The sequence below is a fragment of the Microbacterium sp. NPDC057658 genome, from assembly GCF_042799975.1.
Taxonomy (GTDB): domain Bacteria; phylum Actinomycetota; class Actinomycetes; order Actinomycetales; family Microbacteriaceae; genus Microbacterium.
Genome location: NZ_JBHVHT010000001.1, coordinates 1,158,992 through 1,183,053, shown reverse-complemented (window position 1 = coordinate 1,183,053; position 24,062 = coordinate 1,158,992). Strand labels below are relative to the sequence as shown.

The 24,062-nt window shown below is 71.3% G+C and carries 22 protein-coding genes; 10 read left to right on the top strand and 12 right to left on the bottom strand.

The genetic code is table 11. The features are described from left to right. Positions 1-51: 51 nt before the first annotated feature. Genes ACFU8V_RS05575 through ACFU8V_RS05560 form a run of 4 tightly spaced genes read left to right on the top strand, consistent with a single transcriptional unit; the run spans position 52 to position 4,554 of the window. On the top strand, positions 52-1,482 hold the full coding sequence (locus ACFU8V_RS05575; RefSeq protein WP_025104469.1) for a TrkH family potassium uptake protein: 1,431 nt from the start codon (positions 52-54) through the stop codon (positions 1,480-1,482). Beyond that, positions 1,475-2,146 (top strand): TrkA family potassium uptake protein, encoded by a 672-nt coding sequence (locus tag ACFU8V_RS05570; RefSeq protein ID WP_025104470.1) that lies wholly within the window; start codon positions 1,475-1,477, stop codon positions 2,144-2,146. The genes ACFU8V_RS05575 and ACFU8V_RS05570 overlap by 8 nt, the downstream gene beginning before the upstream one ends. 57 nt (positions 2,147-2,203) lie before the next feature. Then, entirely contained in the window at positions 2,204-2,980 is a 777-nt protein-coding gene (locus tag ACFU8V_RS05565; RefSeq protein WP_085603845.1) for an ABC transporter ATP-binding protein, read from the top strand. Then, complete coding sequence (locus ACFU8V_RS05560; RefSeq protein WP_378869645.1) at positions 2,962-4,554, top strand: hypothetical protein; 1,593 nt, start codon at positions 2,962-2,964, stop codon at positions 4,552-4,554. Before ACFU8V_RS05565 ends, ACFU8V_RS05560 begins: the two co-directional genes overlap by 19 nt. 95 nt (positions 4,555-4,649) lie before the next feature. Here the strand turns inward: ACFU8V_RS05560 and proC are convergent, their stop codons facing one another. Continuing rightward, positions 4,650-5,489, bottom strand: a complete 840-nt coding sequence (gene proC, locus ACFU8V_RS05555) for a pyrroline-5-carboxylate reductase (RefSeq protein ID WP_378869642.1) — start codon at positions 5,487-5,489, stop codon at positions 4,650-4,652. 59 nt (positions 5,490-5,548) lie between these two features. Between proC and ACFU8V_RS05550 the strand changes: the two genes are divergently transcribed. Beyond that, a complete protein-coding gene (locus ACFU8V_RS05550) occupies positions 5,549-6,520 on the top strand; it encodes a cation diffusion facilitator family transporter (protein ID WP_126894011.1) in 972 nt (323 codons plus the stop codon). Positions 6,521-6,524: 4 nt separating this feature from the next. Here ACFU8V_RS05550 and ACFU8V_RS05545 read toward each other — a convergent pair whose 3' ends face one another. Then, complete coding sequence (locus ACFU8V_RS05545; protein ID WP_036292935.1) at positions 6,525-6,980, bottom strand: nucleoside deaminase; 456 nt, start codon at positions 6,978-6,980, stop codon at positions 6,525-6,527. An 81-nt stretch (positions 6,981-7,061) separates the two neighbouring features. Here ACFU8V_RS05545 and upp point away from each other — a divergent pair, with 81 nt between their 5' ends. Beyond that, on the top strand, positions 7,062-7,694 hold the full coding sequence (upp, locus tag ACFU8V_RS05540) for a uracil phosphoribosyltransferase (RefSeq protein ID WP_025104476.1): 633 nt from the start codon (positions 7,062-7,064) through the stop codon (positions 7,692-7,694). A 24-nt stretch (positions 7,695-7,718) separates the two neighbouring features. On the opposite strand, the gene ACFU8V_RS05535 is transcribed toward upp, so the two are convergent. From ACFU8V_RS05535 to nadE, 3 genes are all read right to left on the bottom strand, one after another. Continuing rightward, the gene (locus ACFU8V_RS05535) at positions 7,719-8,522 is read right to left on the bottom strand and encodes a GNAT family N-acetyltransferase (RefSeq protein ID WP_378869637.1); all 804 of its coding nucleotides are present in this window, start codon (positions 8,520-8,522) and stop codon (positions 7,719-7,721) included. Next, positions 8,519-12,001: a TM0106 family RecB-like putative nuclease gene (locus ACFU8V_RS05530; protein ID WP_378869634.1), complete on the bottom strand. Its 3,483-nt coding sequence runs from the start codon at positions 11,999-12,001 to the stop codon at positions 8,519-8,521. The genes ACFU8V_RS05535 and ACFU8V_RS05530 overlap by 4 nt, the downstream gene beginning before the upstream one ends. 86 nt (positions 12,002-12,087) lie before the next feature. Then, positions 12,088-12,906 (bottom strand): ammonia-dependent NAD(+) synthetase, encoded by an 819-nt coding sequence (nadE, locus tag ACFU8V_RS05525; protein WP_025104479.1) that lies wholly within the window; start codon positions 12,904-12,906, stop codon positions 12,088-12,090. 110 nt (positions 12,907-13,016) lie between these two features. On the opposite strand from nadE, the gene ACFU8V_RS05520 reads away from it, so the two are divergent. Beyond that, complete coding sequence (locus ACFU8V_RS05520; RefSeq protein WP_025104480.1) at positions 13,017-13,574, top strand: nucleoside phosphorylase; 558 nt, start codon at positions 13,017-13,019, stop codon at positions 13,572-13,574. Between the two features lie 2 nt (positions 13,575-13,576). On the opposite strand, the gene ACFU8V_RS05515 is transcribed toward ACFU8V_RS05520, so the two are convergent. The 4 genes from ACFU8V_RS05515 to ACFU8V_RS05500 all read right to left on the bottom strand — a co-directional run bounded on the left by ACFU8V_RS05515 (position 13,577) and on the right by ACFU8V_RS05500 (position 18,838). Further along, positions 13,577-16,570, bottom strand: a complete 2,994-nt coding sequence (locus tag ACFU8V_RS05515; protein WP_378869629.1) for an AAA family ATPase — start codon at positions 16,568-16,570, stop codon at positions 13,577-13,579. Then, the gene (locus ACFU8V_RS05510; protein WP_378869627.1) at positions 16,570-17,739 is read right to left on the bottom strand and encodes an exonuclease SbcCD subunit D; all 1,170 of its coding nucleotides are present in this window, start codon (positions 17,737-17,739) and stop codon (positions 16,570-16,572) included. Before ACFU8V_RS05510 ends, ACFU8V_RS05515 begins: the two co-directional genes overlap by 1 nt. A 255-nt stretch (positions 17,740-17,994) precedes the next feature. Further along, positions 17,995-18,477 (bottom strand): DIP1984 family protein, encoded by a 483-nt coding sequence (locus ACFU8V_RS05505; RefSeq protein WP_085603871.1) that lies wholly within the window; start codon positions 18,475-18,477, stop codon positions 17,995-17,997. A 52-nt stretch (positions 18,478-18,529) separates the two neighbouring features. After that, positions 18,530-18,838 carry a GNAT family N-acetyltransferase gene (locus tag ACFU8V_RS05500; protein WP_378869624.1) on the bottom strand — a complete coding sequence of 103 codons (309 nt, stop codon included), beginning with the start codon at positions 18,836-18,838 and terminating at the stop codon, positions 18,530-18,532. Between the two features lie 330 nt (positions 18,839-19,168). On the opposite strand from ACFU8V_RS05500, the gene ACFU8V_RS05495 reads away from it, so the two are divergent. Genes ACFU8V_RS05495 through ACFU8V_RS05485 form a run of 3 tightly spaced genes read left to right on the top strand, consistent with a single transcriptional unit; the run spans position 19,169 to position 21,131 of the window. Further along, the gene (locus ACFU8V_RS05495) at positions 19,169-19,882 is read left to right on the top strand and encodes a winged helix-turn-helix domain-containing protein (RefSeq protein ID WP_378869621.1); all 714 of its coding nucleotides are present in this window, start codon (positions 19,169-19,171) and stop codon (positions 19,880-19,882) included. A gap of 53 nt (positions 19,883-19,935) precedes the next feature. After that, positions 19,936-20,895, top strand: coding sequence for a DNA-3-methyladenine glycosylase family protein (locus ACFU8V_RS05490; RefSeq protein WP_378869618.1), 960 nt, complete (start codon positions 19,936-19,938; stop codon positions 20,893-20,895). A gap of 38 nt (positions 20,896-20,933) precedes the next feature. Then, on the top strand, positions 20,934-21,131 hold the full coding sequence (locus ACFU8V_RS05485) for a hypothetical protein (RefSeq protein WP_025104487.1): 198 nt from the start codon (positions 20,934-20,936) through the stop codon (positions 21,129-21,131). A 6-nt stretch (positions 21,132-21,137) separates the two neighbouring features. On the opposite strand, the gene ACFU8V_RS05480 is transcribed toward ACFU8V_RS05485, so the two are convergent. Genes ACFU8V_RS05480 through ACFU8V_RS05470 form a run of 3 tightly spaced genes read right to left on the bottom strand, consistent with a single transcriptional unit; the run spans position 21,138 to position 23,912 of the window. Beyond that, positions 21,138-21,893: an ABC transporter ATP-binding protein gene (locus ACFU8V_RS05480; RefSeq protein ID WP_378869615.1), complete on the bottom strand. Its 756-nt coding sequence runs from the start codon at positions 21,891-21,893 to the stop codon at positions 21,138-21,140. After that, positions 21,890-22,918, bottom strand: a complete 1,029-nt coding sequence (locus ACFU8V_RS05475) for an iron chelate uptake ABC transporter family permease subunit (RefSeq protein ID WP_025104489.1) — start codon at positions 22,916-22,918, stop codon at positions 21,890-21,892. Before ACFU8V_RS05475 ends, ACFU8V_RS05480 begins: the two co-directional genes overlap by 4 nt. A gap of 7 nt (positions 22,919-22,925) precedes the next feature. Then, positions 22,926-23,912, bottom strand: coding sequence for an ABC transporter permease (locus ACFU8V_RS05470; protein ID WP_378869612.1), 987 nt, complete (start codon positions 23,910-23,912; stop codon positions 22,926-22,928). Between the last annotated feature and the right edge of the window lie 150 nt (positions 23,913-24,062).

The following is a 24,062-nucleotide window of genomic DNA, read 5'->3' as shown; positions in this document are numbered from 1 at the left end:
AGGCGCCGTGCTGCGGCCGTGGAACGGACGGCGCGGAAGAAGGGGGCAGCGATGTCGGGCATCGTTTCGGCGTCGTCTCCTCGCACCGGTCTTCCCGGAGCCGCCGGCCGGGTGAAGCACCTCATCACCTCGTCGCCGTCCCGGTTCGCCATCGCCGTCTTCGCGCTGCTGATCCTCGTGTTCACGGTGCTGTTCTCGCTGCCGATCGCGTCCGCCAGCGGCACGGTGACACCGCTCAGCGACGCGCTCTTCACCGCCGTCTCCACGATCTGCGTGACGGGCCTCGCGACCGTCGACATGGCCAACCACTGGTCGCCGTTCGGGCACGTCGTCGTGTTCATCGGCGTCAACATCGGCGCCCTCGGTGTGCTGACCCTCGCCTCCCTCATGGGGATGCTCATCTCGAAGCGCCTCGGGCTGCGGGCCAAGCTCATGGCGGCCGGCGACACGAACCCGCTCCGCGCGCACGGCGGCGTGGTCAACGAGAGCCAGACGGTGCGCCTCGGCGAGGTGGGCCAGCTGCTCACCACGGTCGCCCTCTCCGCCCTCTTCATCGAAGCGGCCCTCGCCGCCCTCCTGTATCCGGCGCTGGTGATGGCGGGGGTGGACCCGATCGCCGCGCTCTGGGAGGCCCCGTACTTCTCGGCGATGGCGTTCACCAACACCGGCTTCGCCCCGAACGACGGCGGAGTGGCCGTCTTCGCCGACGACTACCTCGTGCTGTCGCTGCTCATGGTCGGCGTGTTCCTCGGGAGCATCGGCTTCCCGGTGATCTACACGCTCGCGAAGCACGTCTGGCACGTCAAGCGGTGGTCGCTGCACTCGAAGCTGACCATCGTCACCACGGTGCTGCTGTTCATCCTCGGCGCGGCCGCCTTCCTCATCCTCGAATACGACAATCCCAAGACCTTCGGGTCGATGGACGCGGCGGACACGACTTTCCAGGCGTTCTTCCTCTCCGCGATGACCCGCTCCGGCGGCTTCAACGTCATCGAGATGGACGACCTCAACGGCTCGTCGCTGCTCGCCGCCAGCATGCTCATGTTCGTCGGCGGCGGGTCGGCGTCGACGGCGGGCGGCATCAAGGTGACGACCCTCGCGGTCCTCGCGATCGCCGTCTGGTCCGAGGCGAAGGGCCGCCAGTCCGTCGAGGCGTTCGGCCGCCGCATCCCCAGCGACGTGCAGCGGGTCGCCCTCAGCGTCGTCGCCTGGGGCGCCACCATCGTCGCGCTGTCGACCATCGTGATCGCGCAGATCACCAAGGCCGACATCAGCCACGTGCTCTTCGACGTCATCTCCGCGTTCGGCACGGTCGGGCTCTCGACGGGCCTCACCGGGGAGCTTCCGGATTCCGCCTCGTACGTCATGGCCGCGACGATCTTCATGGGCCGCGTTGGTACAGTGACTCTCGCTGCGGCAGTCGCCGCGACATCGCGCACGCAGTACTACTCACTGCCCGTGGAAAGGCCGATCGTTGGTTGAAGTCCTTCGGGGGGACGCTCCCGTCCTCGTCATCGGTCTCGGCCGGTTCGGCGCCGCCTGCGCCGGCGAGCTCGACCGCCTCGACCGCGAGGTGCTCGCGATCGACGACAACCTCGAGCTCGTGCAGAAGTGGTCGGACCGCGTCACGCACACGGTGCAGGCCGACGCCCGGAACATCGACGCCCTCCGCCAGATCGGCGCCCAGGACTTCCAGGTCGCGGTCGTCGCCGTCGGCTCCTCGATCGAGGCGTCCGTGCTCATCACGGCGAACCTCGTCGACCTCAAGGTGCCGCAGATCTGGGCGAAGGCGGTCTCCCAGTCGCACGGCAAGATCCTGGCCCGCGTGGGCGCCAACCACGTCATCTACCCCGAGCGCGAGGCCGGCGAGCGCGTGGCCCACCTCGTGAGCGGGCGCATGCTCGACTTCATCCGCTTCGACGACGACTTCGTCCTGGCCAAGATGTACCCGCCGAAGTTCATCCGCGGCGTCGGCCTGAACGAGTCCGGCGTGCGCTCGAAGTACAAGGTCACCGTCGTCGGGGTGAAGAGCCCGGGCAAGCCGTTCCGCTACGCGGAGGCCAACACGATCGTGACCAACCACGACCTCATCATCGTCTCCGGGACGAACAGCGACATCGAGCGCTTCGCCGCCCTCGACCGCTGAGCCGGGTCCTCCCCGCGGCGGATGCGCCGGTCGCGGCAGGCGTGGTGGGATGGGGGCATGAGCGATCACGCCCCCGCACCGCCCGTCCTCGCCCTCCGCGGGCTCCGCAAGCAGTTCGGCCAGAAGGTCGCCGTCGACGCGCTGTCGCTGGACGTCCCCGCGGGCTCGATGCTGGGGCTGCTCGGCCCGAACGGTGCCGGCAAGACGACAACGCTCGCGATGACCACCGGGCTCCTGCGCCCGGACGCCGGGACGGCCTGGGTGCTCGGCGCCGACGTCTGGCAGGACCCTGCCGCCGCGAAGGCGCGGATGGGCGTGCTCCCCGACGGCATCCGGATGCTCGACCGGCTCAGCGGCGCCGAGCTGCTGCGCTACACCGGCCTGCTGCGCGGCATGCCGGAGACAGAGGTCGTCTCCCGCTCCGGTGAGCTCCTCGACGCGCTCGGCCTGACGGAGGCGGGCGACACCCTCGTCGTCGACTACTCGGCGGGCATGAAGAAGAAGATCGGCCTGGCCTGCGCGCTCATCCACGCGCCCCGGCTGTTGATCCTCGACGAACCCCTCGAAGCCGTCGACCCGGTCTCCGGACAGACGATCCGGCAGATCCTGCGCTCCTTCGTGGACGGTGGCGGCACGGTCGTCCTCTCCAGCCACGTCATGGAGCTCGTCGAGTCGCTGTGCGACCGCGTCGCCATCGTCGCCGAGGGGCGTCTGCTCGCCCACGGCGCCCTCGACGAGGTGCGGGCCGGGCTCACACTGCAGGAGCGCTTCCTCACCCTCGTGGGCGCGCACGACCTCGGAACGGAGACGCTCGCGTGGTTGCGCTCCTCGTAGGCCTGCGGCTGCGACAGCTCGGACATCAGCTCAGGCGCAACCCCTGGATGATCGTGACCCTCGTGATCGTGGGTCTCATCGCGCTGAGCATGCTGGGGCTTCTGACCGTGGGGCTGATCGCCCTGCGGGTGGGCGCCCCGGACGCCGCCGTGACCGCGATGGTGCTCACCGGCGCCATCATCGTGCTCGGATGGTGGATCGGGTCGATCCTCGTCAGCGCGGACGACTCGCTGGCCCCCGAGCGCTTCGCCCTGCTCCCGGTGACCGCCCGCGCTCTCCTCCCCGGACTGGTCGTGGCGGGGATGACGACGATCGGCGGCATCGGCACCGCCCTGGCCCTGCTGCTGATGCTCGTGGGATGGTCGGTCAGCGTGCCGGCCCTCCTCGTCGCGGTGCTCATGGTCCCCGTGGCCCTCGCGACCTGCGTCCTCGGCGCCCGCGTCGTCAGCGGGCTGCTCGCGGGATGGCTCGCCCGTCGGCGGACGCGCGACCTCGTCCTCACCCTCGGCGTGGTGCTGCTGGCCTCCTCCGGCCTCCTCCTGAACATCGGGCTGCAGGCGCTGTCGACCGTGCGCGACGTCGGGGGCGCCTTCACCGCGGTCGCCGAGATCGCCGCGTGGACGCCGGTCGCCGCCGTGTTCGGAGTCCCCGCCGCGGTGGCACAGGGCGACGTCGTCACCGCCGCCCTGCGGCTGCTCATCGCCGCCGCCACCCTTGTCGTCTTCTGGGTCGCCGCGCGCCGGATGCTCGCTGCGCGCCTCGTCGCCCCCCTGCAGTCGAGCGGGGGCGGACGCGTGCGCTCGGGAGGCGTGCTCGACCGTCTTCTTCCCGCGGGGCCCGTCGGCGCCATCGCGGGACGGACGCTCCGCTACTTCCGTCGCGACCCGCGTCAGGTCGTCAACATCGTGATGCTCCTGCTGCTCCCCGCGATCTTCCTCGGGCTCGCGCTCATGAACGGACTGCAGCAGGACAGTACCGGCTTCGCGCCCGCGATCACCCTCATCCCCGCGATCAACGCCCTCCTCGCCGGCAGCATCGTGCAGATGGCGATCGCCTACGACAACGACGCCGTCGCACTGCACATCCTGACCGGGGTGAGCGGGACGGCCGATCGCGTCGGACGCCTGCTCGGGTTCGCGCTGGTGGCGGTGCCGATCACGATCCTCCTGTGCGTCGTGACCTGTCTGCTGGCCGGGCGTCCGGATCTGCTTCCGGGCAGCCTGGGCGCTGCTCTCGGGCTCATGGCGGTGTCGGCGGGCGCGGGCTCCTGGGTGGGCGCGTTCCTTCCGGGGCGAGCTCCGGCACCGGAGGCCAACCCGTTCGGACGCGGCTCCTCCGGGGGCGCGCAGTCCTTCCTCGCGATGCTCATCATGTCGCCGATCACCCTGCTGCTCGGCGGCCCCGCCCTCGGCTTCGCGATCGCGTCGATCTGGATCCCGCCCCTGGGCTGGGCGAGCCTCGCAGCCGCCGTCGTCCTCGGTGGGGTCGCGCTGTGGGGCGGCACGGTGCTCGGCGGTCGCACCCTGCAGCGGCGCTGGCCCGAGGTGCTCGCCGAGGTCGCCAGCGAGGCCTAGCCGCACCTCGCCGCAACAGGCACTCGCGCGCGTTCAGGCTCCAGGGGCGCTGGCCGCCTGAACTCGCGTGATCGCCTGTTCCCGCGAGGGTGGGATCAGGCGCCGGCGGCGAGCTCCTTTGCGCGAGCGAGGGCGGCGGCGGCAGCGGCGGCGAAGGTGTCGGACAGATGCGCGTCCTGGAGCACGGCGACGGCGCGCTCCGTCGTCCCCTTCGGGCTCGTCACCCGGCGGCGCAGCTCGGCGGGGTCCTCCCCCGTCGAATCCAGCAGCGCGGTTGCACCGATGAAGGTCTGCTCGGCCAGCAGCCGGGCGTCCGCGTCGGCGAAGCCCATCTCCCGCGCGGCCGCGGTGAACTCCTCGATGAGGAGGAACACGTAGGCGGGACCGGAGCCCGAGATCGTCGAGAGCGCATCGATCTGCGACTCGGGGACCTCCACCACCGCCCCCACCGTCTCGAACAGACGGCGCACGAGCGCGAGGTCGTCGGGAGTCGCCGCGGCGCCGGCCGCGAGCCCCGTGACCCCCTTGCGGATCGTCGACGGGGTGTTCGGCATCGAGCGGATGACGCGGGCCTCCGGGCCGAGGACATCCGCGAAGGTCTGCAGCGTGACCCCCGCGGCGAGGCTCACCACGACGGTCGCCGGGCTGAGGTGCGGCGCGATCTCGCGGAGCAGGTCGGGGACCATCGCCGGCTTCACCCCGACCAGGACCACCCGTGCGCCGGCCACGGCGTCGGCATTGCCCTCCGGCCGCTCGGACAGCGCGATGCTGGTGACGCCGTCGAGGCCCGCGAACGCCTCCGCCTTCTCCGGCGTGCGGTTCGTCGCGGTGATCCCTCCGTCCACCGGGACGCCAGAGGCGAGCACCCCGCGGAGGATCGCTCCCCCCATGGATCCGGCACCGAGGAACGCGAGGGACGGGAGCGCATCAGCCATGTCGTCATCCTACGGCGGGCGCTCCTGTGCCGCTCGGACTCCCGTCCTAGACTCGTCGCATGAGTGCATCCGGAGGCAGCAAGGCCATCGTCGCGGCGTTCCTGGCGAACCTGGGCATCGCTCTCGCGAAGTTCCTCGCGTGGGCCCTCTCCGGCTCGGCCTCGATGCTCGCCGAGGCGATCCACTCCGTCGCCGACTCGGGGAACCAGCTCCTGCTGATGCTCGGCGGCCGCAAGGCGAAGCGTCACGCGGACCGCGCGCACCCGTTCGGCTACGGCCGCGAGCGCTACGTCTACGCGTTCGTCGTGTCGATCATCCTCTTCTCCGTCGGCGGGCTCTTCGCGATCTACGAGGGCGTGGAGAAGCTCACCCACCCGCATGAGATCGACCAGACCTGGTGGTGGCTCCCGCTCGTCGTGCTGTTCATCGCGATCGGCCTGGAGTCGTTCTCCCTGCGCACCGCCGTGCGCGAGAGCAACGTCGTCCGCGAGAAGGGCCAGTCCTGGTTCTCCTTCGTCCGGCGGTCCAAGGCGCCGGAGCTCCCCGTGGTCCTCCTGGAAGATGTCGGGGCCCTCACCGGCCTCACCTTCGCCCTGCTCGGCGTCGGCCTCACGCTCCTCACCGGCAACCCCGTCTTCGACGCCCTGGGCACGGTGATGATCGGCGTTCTGCTCGTGCTCATCGCGATCGTGCTGGGTGTGGAGACCAAGAGCCTGCTCGTCGGCGAGGGCGCGACCCCCGCCGATTACGACCGCATCGTGGACGCGATCAACGACGGTCCGGAGATCGAGAAGATCATCCACATGAAGACCCTCTACCTCGGGCCGGACGAGCTGATGGTCGCCGCGAAGATCGCGCTCAGCGCCGACAAGCCGCTGCGCGAGGTCGCGGACGACATCGACGAGATCGAGGCCCGCATCCGCGCCGCCGTGCCGGTCGCCCGGGTCGTCTACATCGAGCCGGACGTCTACCGTCCCGCGATCGATCCGGAGCCCTCGACGGACGTGTTCGTCCTCAAGTCCTCGGACTGAGCGTTCAGCGACGGTCCTCGAAGAAGGCGCGGAGCAGAGCGATGGACGCGTGCTCGTCCACGCCGCCGATCACCTCCGCGCGATAGGGCAGGCGGCGGTCGCGCAGCACGTCGTACATCGAGCCGGCCGCTCCCGCCTTGTCGTCCCACGCGCCGAAGACCACGCGGCCGATGCGTGCCTGGAGGATCGCGCCGGCGCACATCACGCAGGGCTCGAGGGTGACGACGAGTGTGCAGCCGTCGAGGTTCCACGACCCGCGGGCCGACGCCGCGGCGCGGATCGCCTCGATCTCGGCGTGCCCGGTCGGGTCGTGCGTAGCCTCCCGGGTGTTCCGCCCTTCGGCCACGACACGGCCGTCCGCGTCGAGCACGACGGCGCCGACGGGGATCTCCGCGGCGGTGGCGGCCTCGGCGGCGAGCTCGAGCGCCCGCTGCATCGCGAGGCGGTCGGCGGCGGTCATGCCCCGAGCCTACGGCAGCACGAGGCGGCCGCCACGGCACCCGATGTCGTGCGCGGACGCGGCGCGCATTAGCCTGTATCCATGCGTGTTCACGTCGCCGACCACCCTCTCATCACCCACAAGCTCTCGGTGCTGCGCGACGCGCGCACCCCGTCGCCGGTCTTCCGCCAGCTGACCGAGGAGCTCGTGACGCTCCTCGCGTACGAGGCGACGCGGAATGTGAAGGTCACGCCGATCGAGATCACGACGCCGGTCACCACGACCACGGGCGTGAAGATCTCCGAGCCGCGGCCCATCGTCGTGCCGATCCTGCGCGCCGGTCTCGGCATGCTCGAAGGCCTCGTCAAGCTCCTCCCCACCGCGGAGGTCGGTTTCCTCGGCATGGTCCGCGACGAGGAGACCTTCGAGCCCACCACCTACGCCGAGCGGCTTCCGGACGACCTCTCCGACCGTCAGTGCTTCGCGATCGACCCGATGTTGGCGACCGGCGGCTCGCTGGCCGCGGCCATCCAGTTCCTGTTCGACCGCGGCGCGAAGGACGTCACCGCGATCTGCCTGCTGGGCACCCCGGAGGGCGTGGCAGCGATCGAGGCGATGGCGGGCGACCGCGATGTGACCCTCGTCCTCGGAGCGCTCGACGAGCGCCTCGACGAGAAGGGCTACATCGTGCCCGGCCTCGGCGATGCGGGCGACCGCCTCTACGGCACCGTCTGACCTCGCTCGCGCTCTCGACTCGCGTCAGAGGGTCAGGCGGTAGCCGCGCTCCTCGCCGTAACGCGTGAAGCCGGCCCTCGCGAGGATCGGCGCCGAGGTCGAGACGCGGCCCTTGACGAGCGCCGTTGCGGCCCCGCGCGCGGCGCTCTGTCGCAGGCGCTCCGCGAGGACGGCCCGATAGACACCGCGCCCGCGGTCGGCGGCGAGTGTCGCCGCTCCCCACAGCCGGGTGAACCCGTCGACGATCGTGCAGCCGCCGGTGCTCACCGCGCGACCGTCGATGCGGCCGAGCACCCGGAAACCCTCCCCCGTGGACAGGGCTGCGGTGAGTTCGGCGAACTCGGCGTCCAGACCGTCCTCGTTCAGCGGCTGCTGCTCCCAGACGGGGACGTTGATCGCGTCGACCTCGCGGAGCTGGTCCCTCGTGCACACGACCTCAGCGGTGACCCCGGGCGGCACGTCGACCGCGACTCCGATGGTCGGACGCGCGAACACCGTGACGGTGTCGAAGTGCACCGCACCGCGGCGCTGGAGCTCGTCCTCGAGGTCCGGGTCGTCCGCGGGGTTGGTCCAGAACGTGAAGACGTTCTCGCCCCAGGCTCTGGTGCGTTCCAGCGCTCCGTCCAGCACCTCGGCGGCGGGCCGCGTCGACGTCACCTGGGAGCCGCGGACGCCGCCTCCGAACCGCTCCGGGTAGCGCACGAGCAGCAGATTGTCGCGGACGTCCTCGCTGCCGCGAGGAAACCACGCCCATGCGGCGGCGGCGCGCAGGACCTCATCGACCGTCGGCGTCTCGACGGCAGCAGGCCCGGGAACGCACGACATCATGATTCCTCCTCTTCGGCCGCACCCACCAGGCGGGCGAAGGCGCTGAGCCTCGCGACGCCCTCGGGCGTGTACGGCAGATCGTCGAGCAGCGCCGGCGAGTGGATGAGGTAGGCCACGACCTGCGCGCGGGAGATCGCCACGTTGAGCCGGTTCTGCAGCAGCAGGAACTCCGGGCCCCGCGGGGCATCCCGACCGCTCGACGCGGCGAGCGTCGTGATAGAGACGACCGCCTCCTTGCCCTGGAAGTTGTCGACGGTCCCCACCGGGACCCCGCCGAAACCGGCCGCCGCGAGCGCATCGTGCACGAGCTGCCGCTGCGCGTTGTACGGCGCCACCACGATGATGTCCTCCGGCGTCAGCGGGCGGACGCTGCCCTCCGCGTCGTTGTCGTGGAAGGTGCGGCCGACGAGGTCGCGGACGATACGCACCACCTCGGCGGCTTCCTCCGGGGACTGGGTCGCGTTGCCGCGGTGCCGCAGCGGCACCACGTGCAGGCCCGGGTCGATGCCCTCGACCGCGCGCCGCTCGGTACCGGGAGCGGACGCGAGCTTCCCGGCGTAGGCGAGCTTCGACACCGGAGCCGCGACATACGGGTGCATGCGCCAGGAGCGGGCGAGGAAGTAGCCGTACTCCGGACGCACGACGGGATCGCCGTCCATCACCCAGCCGAGCGCAGAGGTGTCCACCGGCTCCGGGTGGGCGCCCTGGCTGACCTGGGGCAGCTGCTGAGGGTCGCCGAGGAGCAGGAGCCGCTGCGCACCGGCGGCCACCGCGATGGTGGAGGCGAGCGAGAACTGTCCGGCCTCGTCGATCACGAGCAGGTCGAGCTCTCCCCTGGCGACCCGCTGCGTGTTGCTGAAGTCCCACGCGGTGCCGCCCACGACGGCACCCTCGTTCTCATGCTCGGCGAGGAAGGCGGCCATCCCGGTCTTCGGGATCACCGTGTAGCCGGGATCGGCGTCGGCATCCTTGGGGCACTTCGCCACCTGAGCCGGGGCGACGCCGTCGGCGACCACGCGCTCCAGGAGCGTCTCGATGATCGCGTGGGACTGCGCGACGACGCCGATGCGGAAGCCGTGCTCGTTGACGAGCCGGGCGATCACCTGGGAGCCCGTGTAGGTCTTCCCCGTGCCCGGAGGCCCCTGCACCGCAAGGTAGCTGTGGTCGAGGTCGAGGACTCCGCGGACGATCGCGTCGATCGGATCGTCGCCTGCGGCCGGAAGCGCGTTCCCCGACACCGTGCGCGGAGGCAGGCGGCGGAGGATGTCGGTGGCCGCGTCCTCAGGGAAGTCCGGGGCGGCCGCGTGCACCGCGTCCGCCCACTCGTCGATCGCCTGCTGCAGCGACACCACGCGAGGCGGCGCCACAGGGGTCAGCGCGACGGGGAGGTCGTCCCAGGTCTGTCCCTGCACGGCGGACTCGACCACGAGGTACCCGTCGTCCAGCACCTCGACGACTGTGACCCCGTGCGGCACGTGCACGGCCCGCGACGGGACGTCGGTGTCGAACGGGGCCGGGACGTCGTAGAGCGCGAACGGCTGCGCGCCGGGGCCGAGCGTCGTGCCCGGGGACACCTCGCCGCGGATCTCGAGCTCCCGCGACAGCACTCGGCGGCCTTCGCCGATGCTCCAGTCGCGGCGCACCCGCGAGCGGGTCGCATCGACCTTCACCACGTCGCGCGTGCCGTCCCACATGGTGACCGGCTCCCGCAGCCGCTGGAAGTGCGCGACCCAGAAGCTCTTCGCCTCGCGCGGGAAGTAGTCGATGGCGGCCGCCGCGATCCGGTGCACGAGCCCGTCGTCACCGGCCTCCACCGCACGCTCCGCGTCGCCGAGCAGAGCGAGCGAACGCGGGGACGGCTCGTAGATGACCTCGTCCGCATCGTCCGGCGGGGCCGGCGTGACGCCCTCCGCCCGGGCGATGTCGATGAGCCAGTTGCGCAGCCGGCGGGTCGAGACGCAGTCGTAGCGGTTGTAGTCGGCGAGGTCGGCGAGCACGGCGTCGGCCTCGGCCTGCGCGCCCGCTGCCGCGAGCTCCCGCGCGGCGACGTACTGCACGATGGAGTCGTCGCCCTTCTGGACATCGCTCGTGCGCACGTCCTCCCCCATGTAGAGCGGCTCGAGCTTCTTGATGGAGTAGGACCGCGACCCGACCCGCACGGTGCGCAGCACCAGCGGGTACAGGTCGACGAACACGCCTTCACGGAGGAGGCGGTCCACCTCGCCCTCGCGCACGCCGTGGCGGGCGGCCATCGCGACCAGATGCGAGGTCTCGTAGGGGGCGTAGTGGTAGATGTGCATGCCGGGGTGCGCGGCGCGGCGCACCTTCACGAAGTCGAGGAAGGTCTCCAGCGCCCGGCGTTCCTCCGCGAACGAGTGCGCCCAGAGAGCGGTGTACTGGTCGGCGTTGTCGACCCAGCCGAACAGGTAGTCGATGCCCCACTCCGCCTCGCCGTCGGGGGCGGGCTCGGTGTACAGCGGATCGCCCTCGAAGTCGAAGAAGATGTCGCCGTGGCTGGGCACCGGGAGGGTGTGGATCGCCGCGGCGTAGTGCACGTCGTACGTCGCTGCGCCCTCGGCATCCGCCCGCAGCTGCACCCGGGCCTGGGCGCGGAGGTTCTCGAAAGTGTCGACGTTCATGCCCTCGGGGGCTTGCGTCGCCGCAGCCAGGTCGTCGATCGTGAGGATCCCGGCGGCGCGGAGACGGGCCCGCTGCACCGGACGCATGCGGGCGACCATGAGGAGGTCCCGGTGGGCCAGCACCTGCTCCTCGCAGGTGGCGCAGCGCCCGCAGGCGACCACGCGCAGGTCGCCGCGGTCGTCACCCCACGCGAGGGGCGCCCCGGCGGCGCCATCGGGCACGGCGCGGTCCGCGATGAGAGCGCGCAGCCGCGACCGACGCACACGGAACAGCGGAAGGAGGTCGTCGACGGCGTGCGTGCTGACGCTGTTGTCCCCGTGGATGAGGTCGACCTCGTCGGCTCGAGGGATGCCGAGCCGGTCGAGCTGATCGACATATGCCGCGAGCTGCATGAGGGCGGTCACGCGGGCCTTTCGGGCGAGCTTCGAGTCCTGCACCCGCCAGCGTCCGTCCGCATCGCGGCGGAGGAAGTCGGCGAACCCGACGAACTCGTCGGTGGCGAAGGCCGCCTGGAAGACGACCAGCGCGTCGGACCGCAGAGCGCTCAGCGTCTCGTCGACGGCGGCCGCGAGGGCCTCAGGATCGCTCGAGGAGACCTTGGCGATCCGGTGCACCCGTTCGTCGCCGAGCTCCCGGATGTAGCGGTCGAGCACGTTCTGCTCGTGCACGTCTCCCAGCTGGGCGGCGCGGAGGAGCGTCGCGTCCTCCGGCTCCTCGACCGCGGGGACCCGACCCAGTTTCGCGTCGATCGCCCGCGACCACGCGAACTCGCACTCGGCGGCCGCCTTGAGGTCGCTCGCGCTCCAGATGACCCGCTGCGCCTCTGTGTCGATCCGCACGATTCTCCCGTTCTGTCGGCTGCTTCGACACTATCCGCGGCATCCGACACGGCGAAAAGCGGGCGGTCCCGCACAGGGGGAACCGGTCAGCGCCACCAGGTGTCGTCGGGGGTCACCGGGAGATGACGCTTGTGCTGGGTCGCGAGGTACCGCGCCTCGATGCGGCCGGCGACCTCGGGATCGACCTCCCGGCCCTCGAGGAAGTCGTCGATCTGCTCGTACGTCAGCCCCAGCTCGTCCTCGTCCGTTCGCCCCGGCTGGTCGTCGAGGAGGTCGGCGGTGGGGACCTTGAAGGCCAGGCGCTCCGGAGCGTCCAGGAACTGGAGCAGGGCCCGCCCCTGTCGCTTCGTGAGACCGGCCAGCGGGAGGACGTCAGCGGCCCCGTCGCCGAACTTCGTGTAGAACCCCGTGACGGCCTCGGCGGCGTGGTCGGTGCCGATGACGATCAGCCCCTCATGCCCGGCGAGCGCGTACTGCGTGACCATGCGGAGGCGCGCCTTGATGTTGCCGCGGTTGAAGTCGGAGATGTCGCTGGAGACGGCGGACTCGATGTCCTTCTCGACGCCCTCGACGCCGTTCTGGATGTTCACCTCGATCGAGGAGTCCGGCGCGATGAAGTCCAGCGCGGCCTGCGCGTCGTCGGCGTCGTGCTGGACGCGATAGGGCAGGCGCACCGCGAGGAAGGTGGCCTCCCCGCCCTCCGCACGCACGCGCTCCACCGCGAGCTGGGCGAGGCGCCCCGCGAGCGTCGAGTCCTGTCCGCCGGAGATGCCGAGGACGAAGCCCTTCGCGCCGGTCGTGCGCAGGTAGTCCGCGAGGAAGCCGACGCGACGCTCCACCTCCGCTTCGGGATCGATGTCGGGCCGGGCGCCCAGGTCTTCCGCGATCTGCTTCTGCAACGACACGTTGTCCTCCGCTCATCGGTTCGGCTCCAGTATCCCCCTTCCGTGTTTCGTGCGGGTCACGCCACTGCGCCGGGACGCGGTATCCGGCCGCGACCTGAGAGACTGAAGCGGTGAAGCTCCTCGTCGCCGCCCTCGAGTCCGAACTGTCCGCCTTCCCCGAGGAGCTCGACGGCTTCGACCGGCTGGTCACCGGCCCCGGAAAGCTGCCGGCGACGTACGCCCTGACCCGCGCCCTCGACGCGAAGAGCTACGACGAGGTCGTCGTGGTCGGCACCGCGGGCTCCATCGAGAAGGGGCGTGCGTACGCGGTGCACGAGATCGCGACCGCGGTTCAGCACGACGTGATCGACCTGGACGGCGTCGTCGGACGGCACGTCTCGCTTCCGCCGCAGGTGACCACAGGCCGCGAGGGCGTCGTGATCGCCACGGGTGATCACTTCGTGAACGACGCCGAGGTCACCGCCGTGATCCGGCCGATGGGTGCCGCCCTGGTGGACATGGAGACCTACGCCTACATCTGGGTGGCGGGGCAGTTCGGCGTGCCGATCCGCGCCTTCCGCGCCGTTTCCGACCAGGCGGAGGACGGCGCCCTGGCCGACTTCCGCGAGGCCATCGCCCGGTGCAGCATCGAGCTGCGCGAGGTGATCCGCGCCGAATACGGGGTCTGACCTCAGCGCGTCTCGATGACGCTCGGTCCGTTCGGCAGCGCACGGACCGTGAGCTGCGCGGGGATCTGCTCCTGCATCGCCTCGACGTGGCTGATGACGCCGACCGTGCGACCGCCCTGCCGCAGCTCGTCGAGCGTGCGCATCGCGACGTCGAGCGTGTCGCCGTCGAGCGACCCGAATCCCTCGTCGATGAACAGCGTGTCCAGGCGGATGCCTCCGGCGCGGGCCGTCACGACCTCGGCCAGTCCGAGGGCGAGCGCGAGGGAGGTGAGGAAGGTCTCGCCGCCCGAGAGCGACTGCGGCGGACGGGTCTGCCCGGTGAAGGCGTCGGCGACCACGATGCCCAGCCCGGACGCCGCACCGCGCGCAGCCAGGGCGTCGGAGTGCTGCAGGCGGTAGCGTCCTTCGGACATGTCGTGGAGCCGGCGGTTCGCGGCGTCGACGATCTCCTCGAGCTCCGCCGCCAGCACGAAGGTCTCCAGCGTCATCTTGCGGGTGTTCGCCCCTCGTCCGGCGATCGTGTCGGCGAGGGCCTGGAGCACCTCGAACGCCGCGGCATCCTCCGCCGTGCGGGCATGTTCGTCCTTCGCAGCGTCGATGAGGCCGGCCAGCCGCACCGCGTCGCCTGCCGCCCTGGTGGCCTCGTCGACGGCGGCGGACCATGCCGCTCTGGCGTCGAGCGCCGCCTGCTCATGGGGCGCGAGGTCGATCGGCTCATCCGGCAGCGTGCGCAGCTCGAGGTCGAAGAGCAGGGCGCGCTCCTTCTCCCGTTGCACGGCGTGCGTCGTCACCCGCTCGTCCAGCTCCGTCTGCACCGCCGGCGGACGCAGCGCCGCGGTGGCGGCCTCGACGTCGGAGAACTCGGAGGCGTCGAGGGCGGCATCCCTCTCGGCAGCCGCCTCCGCGGCCGCCTGCTGCCTCCGCGCCCGTTCGGCTTCGGCGTCGAGGAGGCGGCGTGCGACGGCGAGGTGGGTGGTGGCCTCCGTCATGCGCTCAGCCACCGACGCGTAGCTCCCTCGCGCCTCGTCGATCGCCGTACGGGCGGCCTCGTCGCGCTGGACGACCAGGGCGAGCTGCTCGCGGGCTTCGGCGAGGGCCGCCTCGTCCTGGACGCGCCGCTCCTCGAGCGCGCTCTGCTGGGCGCTGAGTTCGACGAGCTCGCCGTCGCGCAGCCCCGCGGCCTCGGCCGCGGCGAGCGCCTCCTTCTCGGCGGCCACGGCGGCATCGAGCTCGGCCTTCGCCGTCTCGACGTCTCGTCCGTCCGCGCGCGCCAGAGCCGCAGCGAGCTCGACCTGCAGCGACGTGCAGGTCGAGCTCGCCTGCTGCTCGCGGCGCGCCGCCTCGTCCCTCCGAGTCTCCGCAGCCGCGATGTCCTCCACGGAGACCGCGGCGCTGTGGTCTGCCGGCGTCGGATGCTCCCGCGCCCCGCACACCGGGCAGGGGTGGCCCTCGATCAGAGCGGACGCCAGCTCCCCGGCCATGCCGTCGATCCGGCGCTGGCGCAGCTCGGCCAGAGCCGACTGCGCGGCGGCCTGTGCGGACGTCGCCTCGGCGAGGACCAGGTCGGCCGCGGCGCACTCCTGCTGCAGACGTGCCGCCTCTTCCGCCGCCTCCCGGCGGAGCTCGGCAGCGACGCGCGCGCTCTCCATGGCGGGGAGCCGGTCGCCGAGCCGACGGGCGTCATCCCGCTCCGCGGTGACGGCGGCGATCCGTCCGGGCAGCGCCGCGCGCTCCGCCTCGCCGTCGGCGCACCGGCGCTCGGCGTTGGCGACGGCCTCCTCTGCGGTGACGCGCTCGGCGGCGCGGCGCGGCGCCTCGGCCTCCAGCACGACGGCGCGCTCCCAGACCCCGGAGGCCCGTGTCCGGTCGGCGATCCACGCATCGAGGTCGTCGGTCTCGACACCGAGCTGATCCCAGTCCGCGCGTGCGCGCTTCTCCGCAGCCACCGCGTCATCAGCCGCCGTCACGGCACGGTCGGCCGCGGTGATCGAGGACCGCAGCACCTCGGCCGCCCGCGCCCTGGCGAGCTCCGCCTTCGCCTCGGCGATGGCTTCCTCCTCGGCGTCCAGACGCGCCATCGCCGCACGGGCACGGTCGCGCTCGCTCTGCGCGCGTTGATCCTCCCGTGCGGCGGCCAGAACAGCATCGGCGGCCTCGAACCGCTTCTCCGCCTCCTGACGCTCGGCAGCGCGCCGTTCCGCCCGGTACGCAGCGCGAGCCTGCGCCCGTTCCAGCTCCGCCAGGCGATCGGCCGTCGTGAGGCCCTCCCCCTGCGCCTCCGGTCCGACCTCGCCGTCGGCGTCGCCGGCGTCGCGCCCGAGGTCGGCATCCGCCACGAGGCGCTCGGCCTCGTCCAGCCGGGCGGACACCGTGGCGAGACGCGCCCCGAGGCTCTGCTCGGCGTGGCGCCGCCGCTCGTCGAACCGCGCCTGCACGTCTTCGAAACGCTCGGTGCCGAAGAGCCGGCGCAGCAGCGCCTGCCGGTCTCTGCTGCCTGCGAGCAGGAACTCCGAGAACCGGTTCTGGGCCAGCAGGATCACCTGCAGGAACTGCTCGCGGCTGAGCTGAAGGATGTCGTCGAGCTCGTGCGCCACGTCGACGGCCCGCGCCGCGCGACCGACCCAGCCGTCGTCCGTGAGCTCCTCCAGGGAGACCGCCGCCGCCTGCTTCGTCAGGCCTCCTCCCCGCCGGGCCGGCCGGAGGTACTCGGGGGAACGCGTGACCCGGTAACGGCCGGACGGCGTGCTGAACTCGACGACGACCTCGGAGGGGTCGTCCGGTTCGCTGTGGTCGCTGCGGAGCCTCTTCTCCCGGCCGTCGTACCGCGGCACCCCGCCGTACAGCCCGAAGCAGACCGCATCGAGGATGCTCGACTTCCCCGCTCCGGTGCGGCCGGCGATGAGGAAGATCCCGTCGTCGGCGAAGGCGTCGAAGTCCACGGTCTGCCGCGCACGGAACGGCCCGAACCCCTCGACCTCCAGACGATGCAGCCGCACTAGACGAGGGCTTCCGCGCGGACGCGGTCGTCGAGCACCTCGCGGATCAGCTCGCGTTCGACCTCGGTGGCTCCCTGGCCGGCGCGCACGTGCTCGAGGAACGCCTCGATCCGGTCGGCATCGGTCACCGCGGACCGCAGCCGCTCACCGTACGAGCGCTCGCGCTCCTCTCCCGTCGCAGCGGGCTGATGCTGCACCATGGCACAGTGCGGGTACGCCTCGCGGAGCCGTCGTATGGGCTCGGTCTGCGGCACGTCGTCGGTATAGACGGCGCACACCCAGGCGTCGGCGTGCGCGGCCACGCTCTCTGCGCAGAGGATCTCCTCGAAGGTGCCGGTCAGCGTGACCAGTCGCCGCGGAACCGGAAGCTCCAGCCACTCGACGCCCGCAAGGCCGTCGGCATCCAGGTCGACCAGCCAGGAGCCGCGCGGCTTGTGCTGTTCGCCGAAGCTGTAGTGCAGCGGAGCGCCGGCGTACCGCACCCGCTCGCTCACCTGCTGGCGACCGTGGATGTGGCCCAGTGCGACGTAGTCGGGGCCGTCGAACGCGCGGAGGGGGACGACGTCGAGGCCGCCCTGCCGCACCTCGCGCTCGAGACCCTCCGTCGGCTCCACGCCCGCGGCGAAGCAGTGGGCGATGGCGACCGACCGGCCCTCGTGCTCCTGCATGCCCGCGCGGACGAGCGTCATCGCGTGCGTCATGGTCTGCGCCTGCGTGCGCAGCTGCCGCCCCTCGGCGTCGCCCTCCGGCCAGTGCTGGCGGACGATCGCGGGCTCCAGGTACGGGATACCGAAGAAGTGCACGGGACCGTGGGCATCGTCGATCGTGACGGGCGTGCCGACCGCGAGGGGATCGGTGAGCACGTGGATGCCGTCGCGCAGCAGTCGGGCCTGGAACCCCAGCCGCGCGGCGGAGTCGTGGTTGCCACTGGTGACGACCACCCGCGCTCCCGTCTCGTGCAGACCGACGAGAGCGTCTCCGAGCAGGGTGTAGGCGGCGGCCGAGGGCGTGGCGGAGTCGAACACGTCGCCCGCGACGATGACGACGTCCACCTCGTGCTCCCTGACCTGCGTGGTCAGGGCGGCGAGCACCTCGGCGAGCGCATCCATGGTGGAGTTGCCATGGAACGTCCGGCCGATGTGCCAGTCCGAGGTGTGCAGGATCCGCATACCCCCACGGTACGAAGACCCTCGGACATTCCCTCCGAGGCGTGCCGGGAGCGCCATCTCCCGAGTCACGAGGAGGAAGCGGAAGGTCCCCTGACCCACCCTCGTCGCGGCGGCCGGCACGCGGTGATGCGAAATGCGCTGTGCACCTTCACCTGTGCGGCGTGCGGGGCTGCGCGATGCGAGATCAGGGCTGCCCTCCGCCCACAGGAGCCGGGCTTGCCCCGCCGGCTGAGGGTTGTGCCCGCTCCGTCGCGACTACCGACTTCCGCTCTCCTCCTCGAGGTCGTGCGACCAGTTCGCCTGCTGGATCCGGTTGTCGAGCTCTCGGAGCTCCTGGGCGACCGCATCCGCCCGCGCACGCAGCGCGGCGACGGGCAGCGCGGACACCTGCCGCAGCTCCGAGCGCATCTGCCGCAGGTACTGCTCGTTCGCCCCCGAGGCCGCGGCCGCCGCATCCGTGAGCACGGCGTGACGCAGGCGCAGCACGTCCCGCGCGGCCAGCGCATCGGTCATCGTCCCGTCCGGGCCGAGGTCGAGCCGGGCGTTCGTGACGTTGATGCGGCGGATGAGGCTCTGCAGCCGGGTCAGCGCAGCATCCGCCTCCTCGATCAACGCCGTCGCGTCCTCGGCGGGCTCCTCGCCCTCCTGGTACCGGGCGTTCGCGACGATGCGCGCCCGCAGCTGCTCGATGCGGCGCTGCAGGTCGGCGCGGGCGGCGAGGGCTTCGGCGAGTCTCATGCCCTCATCCTCGCAGGCGGCGGCCGTAACAGTTCGTCATACAGCCGGAAGATCAGCGCGTGCGGAGAAGACCCGACTGCTCGGGGTGCGCGGCGAACCACTCCGCCACGTACCAGCAGACGGCGTCCACCTTGCGGTCGCCGCGCTCCGCGATGTCGGCCACGGCCCCCTCGACCACCTTCCCGGCGTACCCGTTCCCGCGGAATGCCGGGACCGTGTAGGCCCGGGTGAGGGCGACCGTGTGGCCGTCGTCCCGGTAGTCGAGCACGCTGACGAGCTTCCCGTCGCGCGTGAGGCTGTACCGCGATGCGTCCTTCTCGTCGGTCAGGATGAAGCCGCCGACGGTGTGCGAGATCGTCATCCGTGTCACGTTACGCCTCTTGCGACGCGCCCGGGCGTTTTGACATGTCCCGTCACGATCGGACATAATCCCCTCATGACCATCAACGCACGCCCTTTGTCCGCCCAGGAGGCGAACGGGACTGCCGGGATGATGATGCCCGGTCGCGTTGACATGTGTTGCCGAATGTGTCGCTGAACGAACAGCCACCTCGCCTGACCTGACTCCTCGCCATCTGCGAGAGCAGCGTCCCGAGCACACACCCGTGCTCGCTTCCCCGGCTCCGCCGGTCATTCGTGCAACGCATCCGAGCCCCCTCCCGTCGGGCTCACGTCCTGAGGACCCATCATCATGTCGAACTCCGCCCTTCTCGAGCGTCCCGCCGTCACCGCCCCCAACCGCACCGTCCGACCCGCCGAGCCGTCGGCCCCGCTGGGCCCGGCCGGCGCCGACCTCCCCGCCGTCCGTTCGCCCCGCGGCTTCGCCCTCTACGTCGGCCTGGACGAGATCAAGGCCGCCGAAGCCGGTGTGAGCCTTCCGCTGCTCGTCGACGCCCTCCGCCGCACGCTGGCCGAGCTCGCGCCCGGCGCCGAGACCCACGCCACCGTCGCCCTCGCCCCGCACGGCTCCGGCGGCCGAGACCTCGACGTCGTGCGTCTCGCCCTGCAGGAGCCCGGCGCGATCGCCCGCACCAAGGCCGCCGCCGAGGAGGAGACCACGCCCGAGGAGTCCGGTGTCACCGTCGACATCTCCCGCAAGCGCGTGCTCATCGACGGCGAATCCGCCGCCTTCACCTACAAGGAGTTCGAGCTGCTGCAGTACCTCGTCCTCCGCGAGGGCCGCACGATCGAGCGCAGCGAGCTGGTCGCCGCCCTCTGGCAGGCCCAGGACGACGAGACGCCGGGCGAGCGCACGATCGACGTGCACGTGCGCCGGCTGCGGGCGAAGCTCGGCCGCTACGAGGACATCGTCCGTACCGTGCGCGGCATCGGCTACCGGTTCGACCGTCACGCCGACGTCGTCATCCGCTACGGCCACGGAACCCCGTCGCCCGACCGCTTCTGACGCGCTCCCGTCGCCGGGAGGCCGGTGTCAGGAGCCGCGCGTAGGGTGGGCGCATGACCCTCGCCGCCGCCCCCGCGACGGCGGGCGCCGTCCGCGCGGACTCTCCGCGGGAGACGACGTACCGCCCGCCGCATCCGCTCGATCTCCGGCGCACCGTCGGCATGCTGCGCCGCGGCGGCACCGATCCGACGACGGTCTTCGACGGCCCGGTCATCTGGCGCGCGGTCCGCACGCCGCAGGGTCCGTCGACCCTCGCCCTGCGGATGTCGGGGAACGAGGTCAAGGCGACCGCCTGGGGCCCGGGTGCCGAGCACGCCCTCGCCCTCGTGCCGGCGCTGTGCGGTGCCGGCGACGACCCGACCGGCTTCGACCCCTCCCTGCACCCCCTCATCGCCGAGGCGGCCCGGCGACACCCCGGCATCCGGCTCGCACGCACGGACGAGGTCTTCGATGCCCTCGCCTGCGGCATCCTCGAGCAGAAGGTCACCTCCATGCAGGCCTTCGGCGCCTGGAGGTACCTCGTCTCGCGGTACGGCGACCCGGCACCGGGGCCGACGCCTCGACCTATGGCCGTCGCTCCCACGGCGGCGCAGTGGCGACGCATCCCGTCCTGGGCATGGCATCGCGCGGGCGTGGAGCCGCCGCAGTCGAAGACCATCGTGCGGGCCGCGGAGCGCGGCGATCGCATCGCCGATGCCGTCCGAGCGGCCACGACCGGCCCTGACCGTGACCGCGTGCTCACGAGCCTGCCCGGAGTCGGCGTCTGGACCGCTGCGGAGACCCGGATCCGCGCGCTGGGCGACCCCGATGCCGTCAGCGTGGGCGACTACCACCTGGCGCACGAGGTCGGGCATGCCCTGACCGGGCACCGCACGGACGATGCCGGAATGGTCGAACTGCTCGCACCCTGGGCCGGCCACCGGCAGCGCGTCATCCGGCTCATCTTCGCGAGCGGCGTCGCCGAGGCGCGGCGCGGACCCCGGCTCGCCCCGGGGGACCACCGCCGACGCTGATCGGTCTGTGATCGCAGCGACCGACGTATGCTGAGCGCATGTCCCGTACCGCCCTGCGCATCTTCGTCACGGTCGGCCTGCTGATCGCCGGTGTCGTCCTCGGCCTCATCTTCCAGAACGTCTGGCTGGGCGTGCTGCTCGCCGCGATCGTGTGGTTCGGCTGGTTCCTCGGCTACGAGTCCCGCCGCGGCCACAACGCGGGCGTGAACGACGAGGACCACGGCGTCGAGCTCTGACGCCCGTCAGTAGTAGACGGCGAGGGGGCCGGACGGGCCCTCCACGACCTGTACCGGGGTGTCGAACACCCGGCTCAGCACGTCGTCCGTCATGATCTCCGCCGGCGGGCCGAACTCCACCACCCGGCCGTCCTTCATGGCGCAGATGTGGTCGGCGTAGTGCCCGGCGAAGTTGATGTCGTGCAGCACGATGACGATCGTGCGCCCGAGCTCCTCCGCCGCCCGCCGCAGGTGCTTCATCATCTGCACGGCGTGCCGCATGTCGAGGTTGTTGAGGGGCTCGTCCAGCAGCACGAACTCCGTGTCCTGCGCGAGGACCATGGCCACGTAGGCCCGCTGCCGCTGCCCGCCCGAGAGCTCGTCGAGGTAGCGCCCCTCGAGCGCCCCTAGATCGAGGAAGTCGATCGCCTGACTGATGACCTCCTCGTCGGCCCTCGTCAACCGGCCCTGGGAGTGCGGGAAGCGGCCGCAACCCACGAGCTGCCGCACGGTGAGCCTGGTCACGAAGTGGTTCTCCTGGCGGAGGATCGAGACCACCTTGGCCAGATCCTTCGACTTCGTGGAGGCGACGTCGAGCCCGGCGATCTCGATGGCTCCGGCGTCCATCCCGTTCAGCCGGCCGATCATGGTCAGGAGCGTCGATTTGCCGGCACCGTTCGGCCCGATGAGGGCGGTGATGCCGCCGGTCGGGATCCGGAGGTCGACGGGGCCGATCGCCACCTCGCTGCTGTAGTCACGGCGGACGCCGTCGAGTGCGATCACAGTCTGCCCTTTCGGAGGATGACGATGAGGAACACGGTGCCGCCCACGATCTCGATGAGGATCGACACCATGCCCTGCGCGTAGAAGACGTTCTTCATGACGAAGTACGCCCCCGCCAGGATCGAGAACGCGGTGAGGACGGCGACCGGGAAGATCAGCCGATGGTCGTGCGTGTCGGCGAACTGGTAGGCGAGCGTCGCCACGAGGAAGCCCAGGAAGGTCATCGGTCCGACCAGGGCGGTGGAGGTGGCCATCAGCACCGCGACGAGCGTCAGGACGAGGAACTGCTCCCTGCGGTGGTCGAGCCCCAGCGATCGCGCGGCATCGGGACCGAGCGCGAGCACGTTCAACCGCCGGGACCGCAGCCACAGCAGGGCGGACGCCGCGATCACGAGCGGGACCGCGAGCGGGAGGTACGAAGGGTCGGCGTTGGAGACGTTGCCGAACAGCCGGGCGGCGAGCACATCGAACTCGCTGGGGGTGAGCAGCCGCTGCATGAAGGTGGCGATCGCCCCGAGGCCTCCCCCGATCACGATGCCCACGAGCAGCATGATCTGGAGGTTGCCGTATCGGCCCGACAGCAGCCACCCGTAGAGCACGACGGCGAGCCCGACCATGACGAGCACCTGGAGGGCGAACTGGCCGACGCCCTGGATCGCCACCAGACCCGCCACCCCGAAGAGGTACACGGTCGTGGTCTGCACGACGCGGTACAACGACTCGAAGCCCATGATCGAGGGAGTGATGATCCGGTTGTTCGTGACCGTCTGGAAGCTCACCGTGGCGACGGCCTGGGCGACCGCGACGAGCGCCATCACGACCACGGCGGTCGCGCGGTGCTGCGCGATGCGCCAGAAGCCGGGGGTGCCGACGGGGAGCGGGTTGTCCCAGGCGAGGAGACCGAAGGCGGAACCGAGGGCGATCACGCCGAGCACCACCAGCACGACGATGTAGCGGCGGCGCGCCCGTGCGGTCGTGAACGCCCCGGCCGACCGCGTCGTCCGCGGGGCCGTGGTCGCCGTCATCGTCGCCTCAGCCACGACGACGCTGCCGAAGGAGGAGGAGCACGAACACGACCGCGCCGACGACACCGAGGATCAGCGACACCGGCACCTCGAACGGCATGATGATCGTCCGCCCGATGATGTCGCAGACGGTGACGATCGCGATGCCGAGAAGACACACCCACGGCAGATTGCTGCGCAGGTCGTCACCACGGACCATCGAGACGATGTTCGGGACGATGAGCCCCAGGAAGGGGAGGTTGCCGACGACGACGGTCACCACGCCGGTCGTCACCGCGATCAGCGCGGTGCCGAGCAGGATCATCCGGTTGTAGTTCACCCCGACGTTGGTGGCGATCTCCTCCCCCAGCCCGGCGATGGTCAGCCGGTCGGCCACGAGGAAGACGATGACGCCGATGATGGCTACGATCCACAGCATCTCGTACTGGCCGCGCATGACCGACGTGAAGCTGCCCGCGAACCAGACGCCGATGATCTGCAGCGAGTTCGTGGCGAGGGCGAAGTAGGTCGTGATGGCGCCGACCACCGCGCCCAGCATGATGCCGACGATGGGCACGATGAGCGACGACTTCAACGCGACGCGGCGGAGGAACGCGAAGAACACCATCGTGCCGACGAACGCGGCGAGCACGGCTCCGGCCATGCGCAGCGGAAGCGAGGGCTGCGGCACGAGCACCATCACGGCGAGGAGCCCGAGTCCCGCCCACTCCGTGGTCCCGGTGGTGGTCGGCTCGACGAAGCGGTTCTGCGTGAGCAGCTGCATGACGAGGCCGGCCATCGCCATCGCCGCGCCGGCGAGCACGAGCGCGATCGTGCGGGGAACGCGGGTGATCTGGAACATCTGCGCGCCGTCGTCGGCGCCGGCGATGTCGTACACGCCGGTGAAGAGAGACATCACCAGGAGTGCCGCCACGACGAGGACGCCGATGAGCAGCTTCGGATCGAACAGCCGTGCGGACGATCGCGGTGTCGATGTGAGGAGAGGAGAGGTCATGGGGGATGCCGGCGGGGGGGGGCCCGTTGGGGGGGCGCCCCCCCCCCCCCCCCCTTCTCTTCCCTCTTCTTTCCTTCTCCTCCCTTCTTCCCTTCCCCTTCTTCTCCTCTTTCTTCTTTCTCTCTTCTCCTTTTTCCTCTTCCTCCTCTC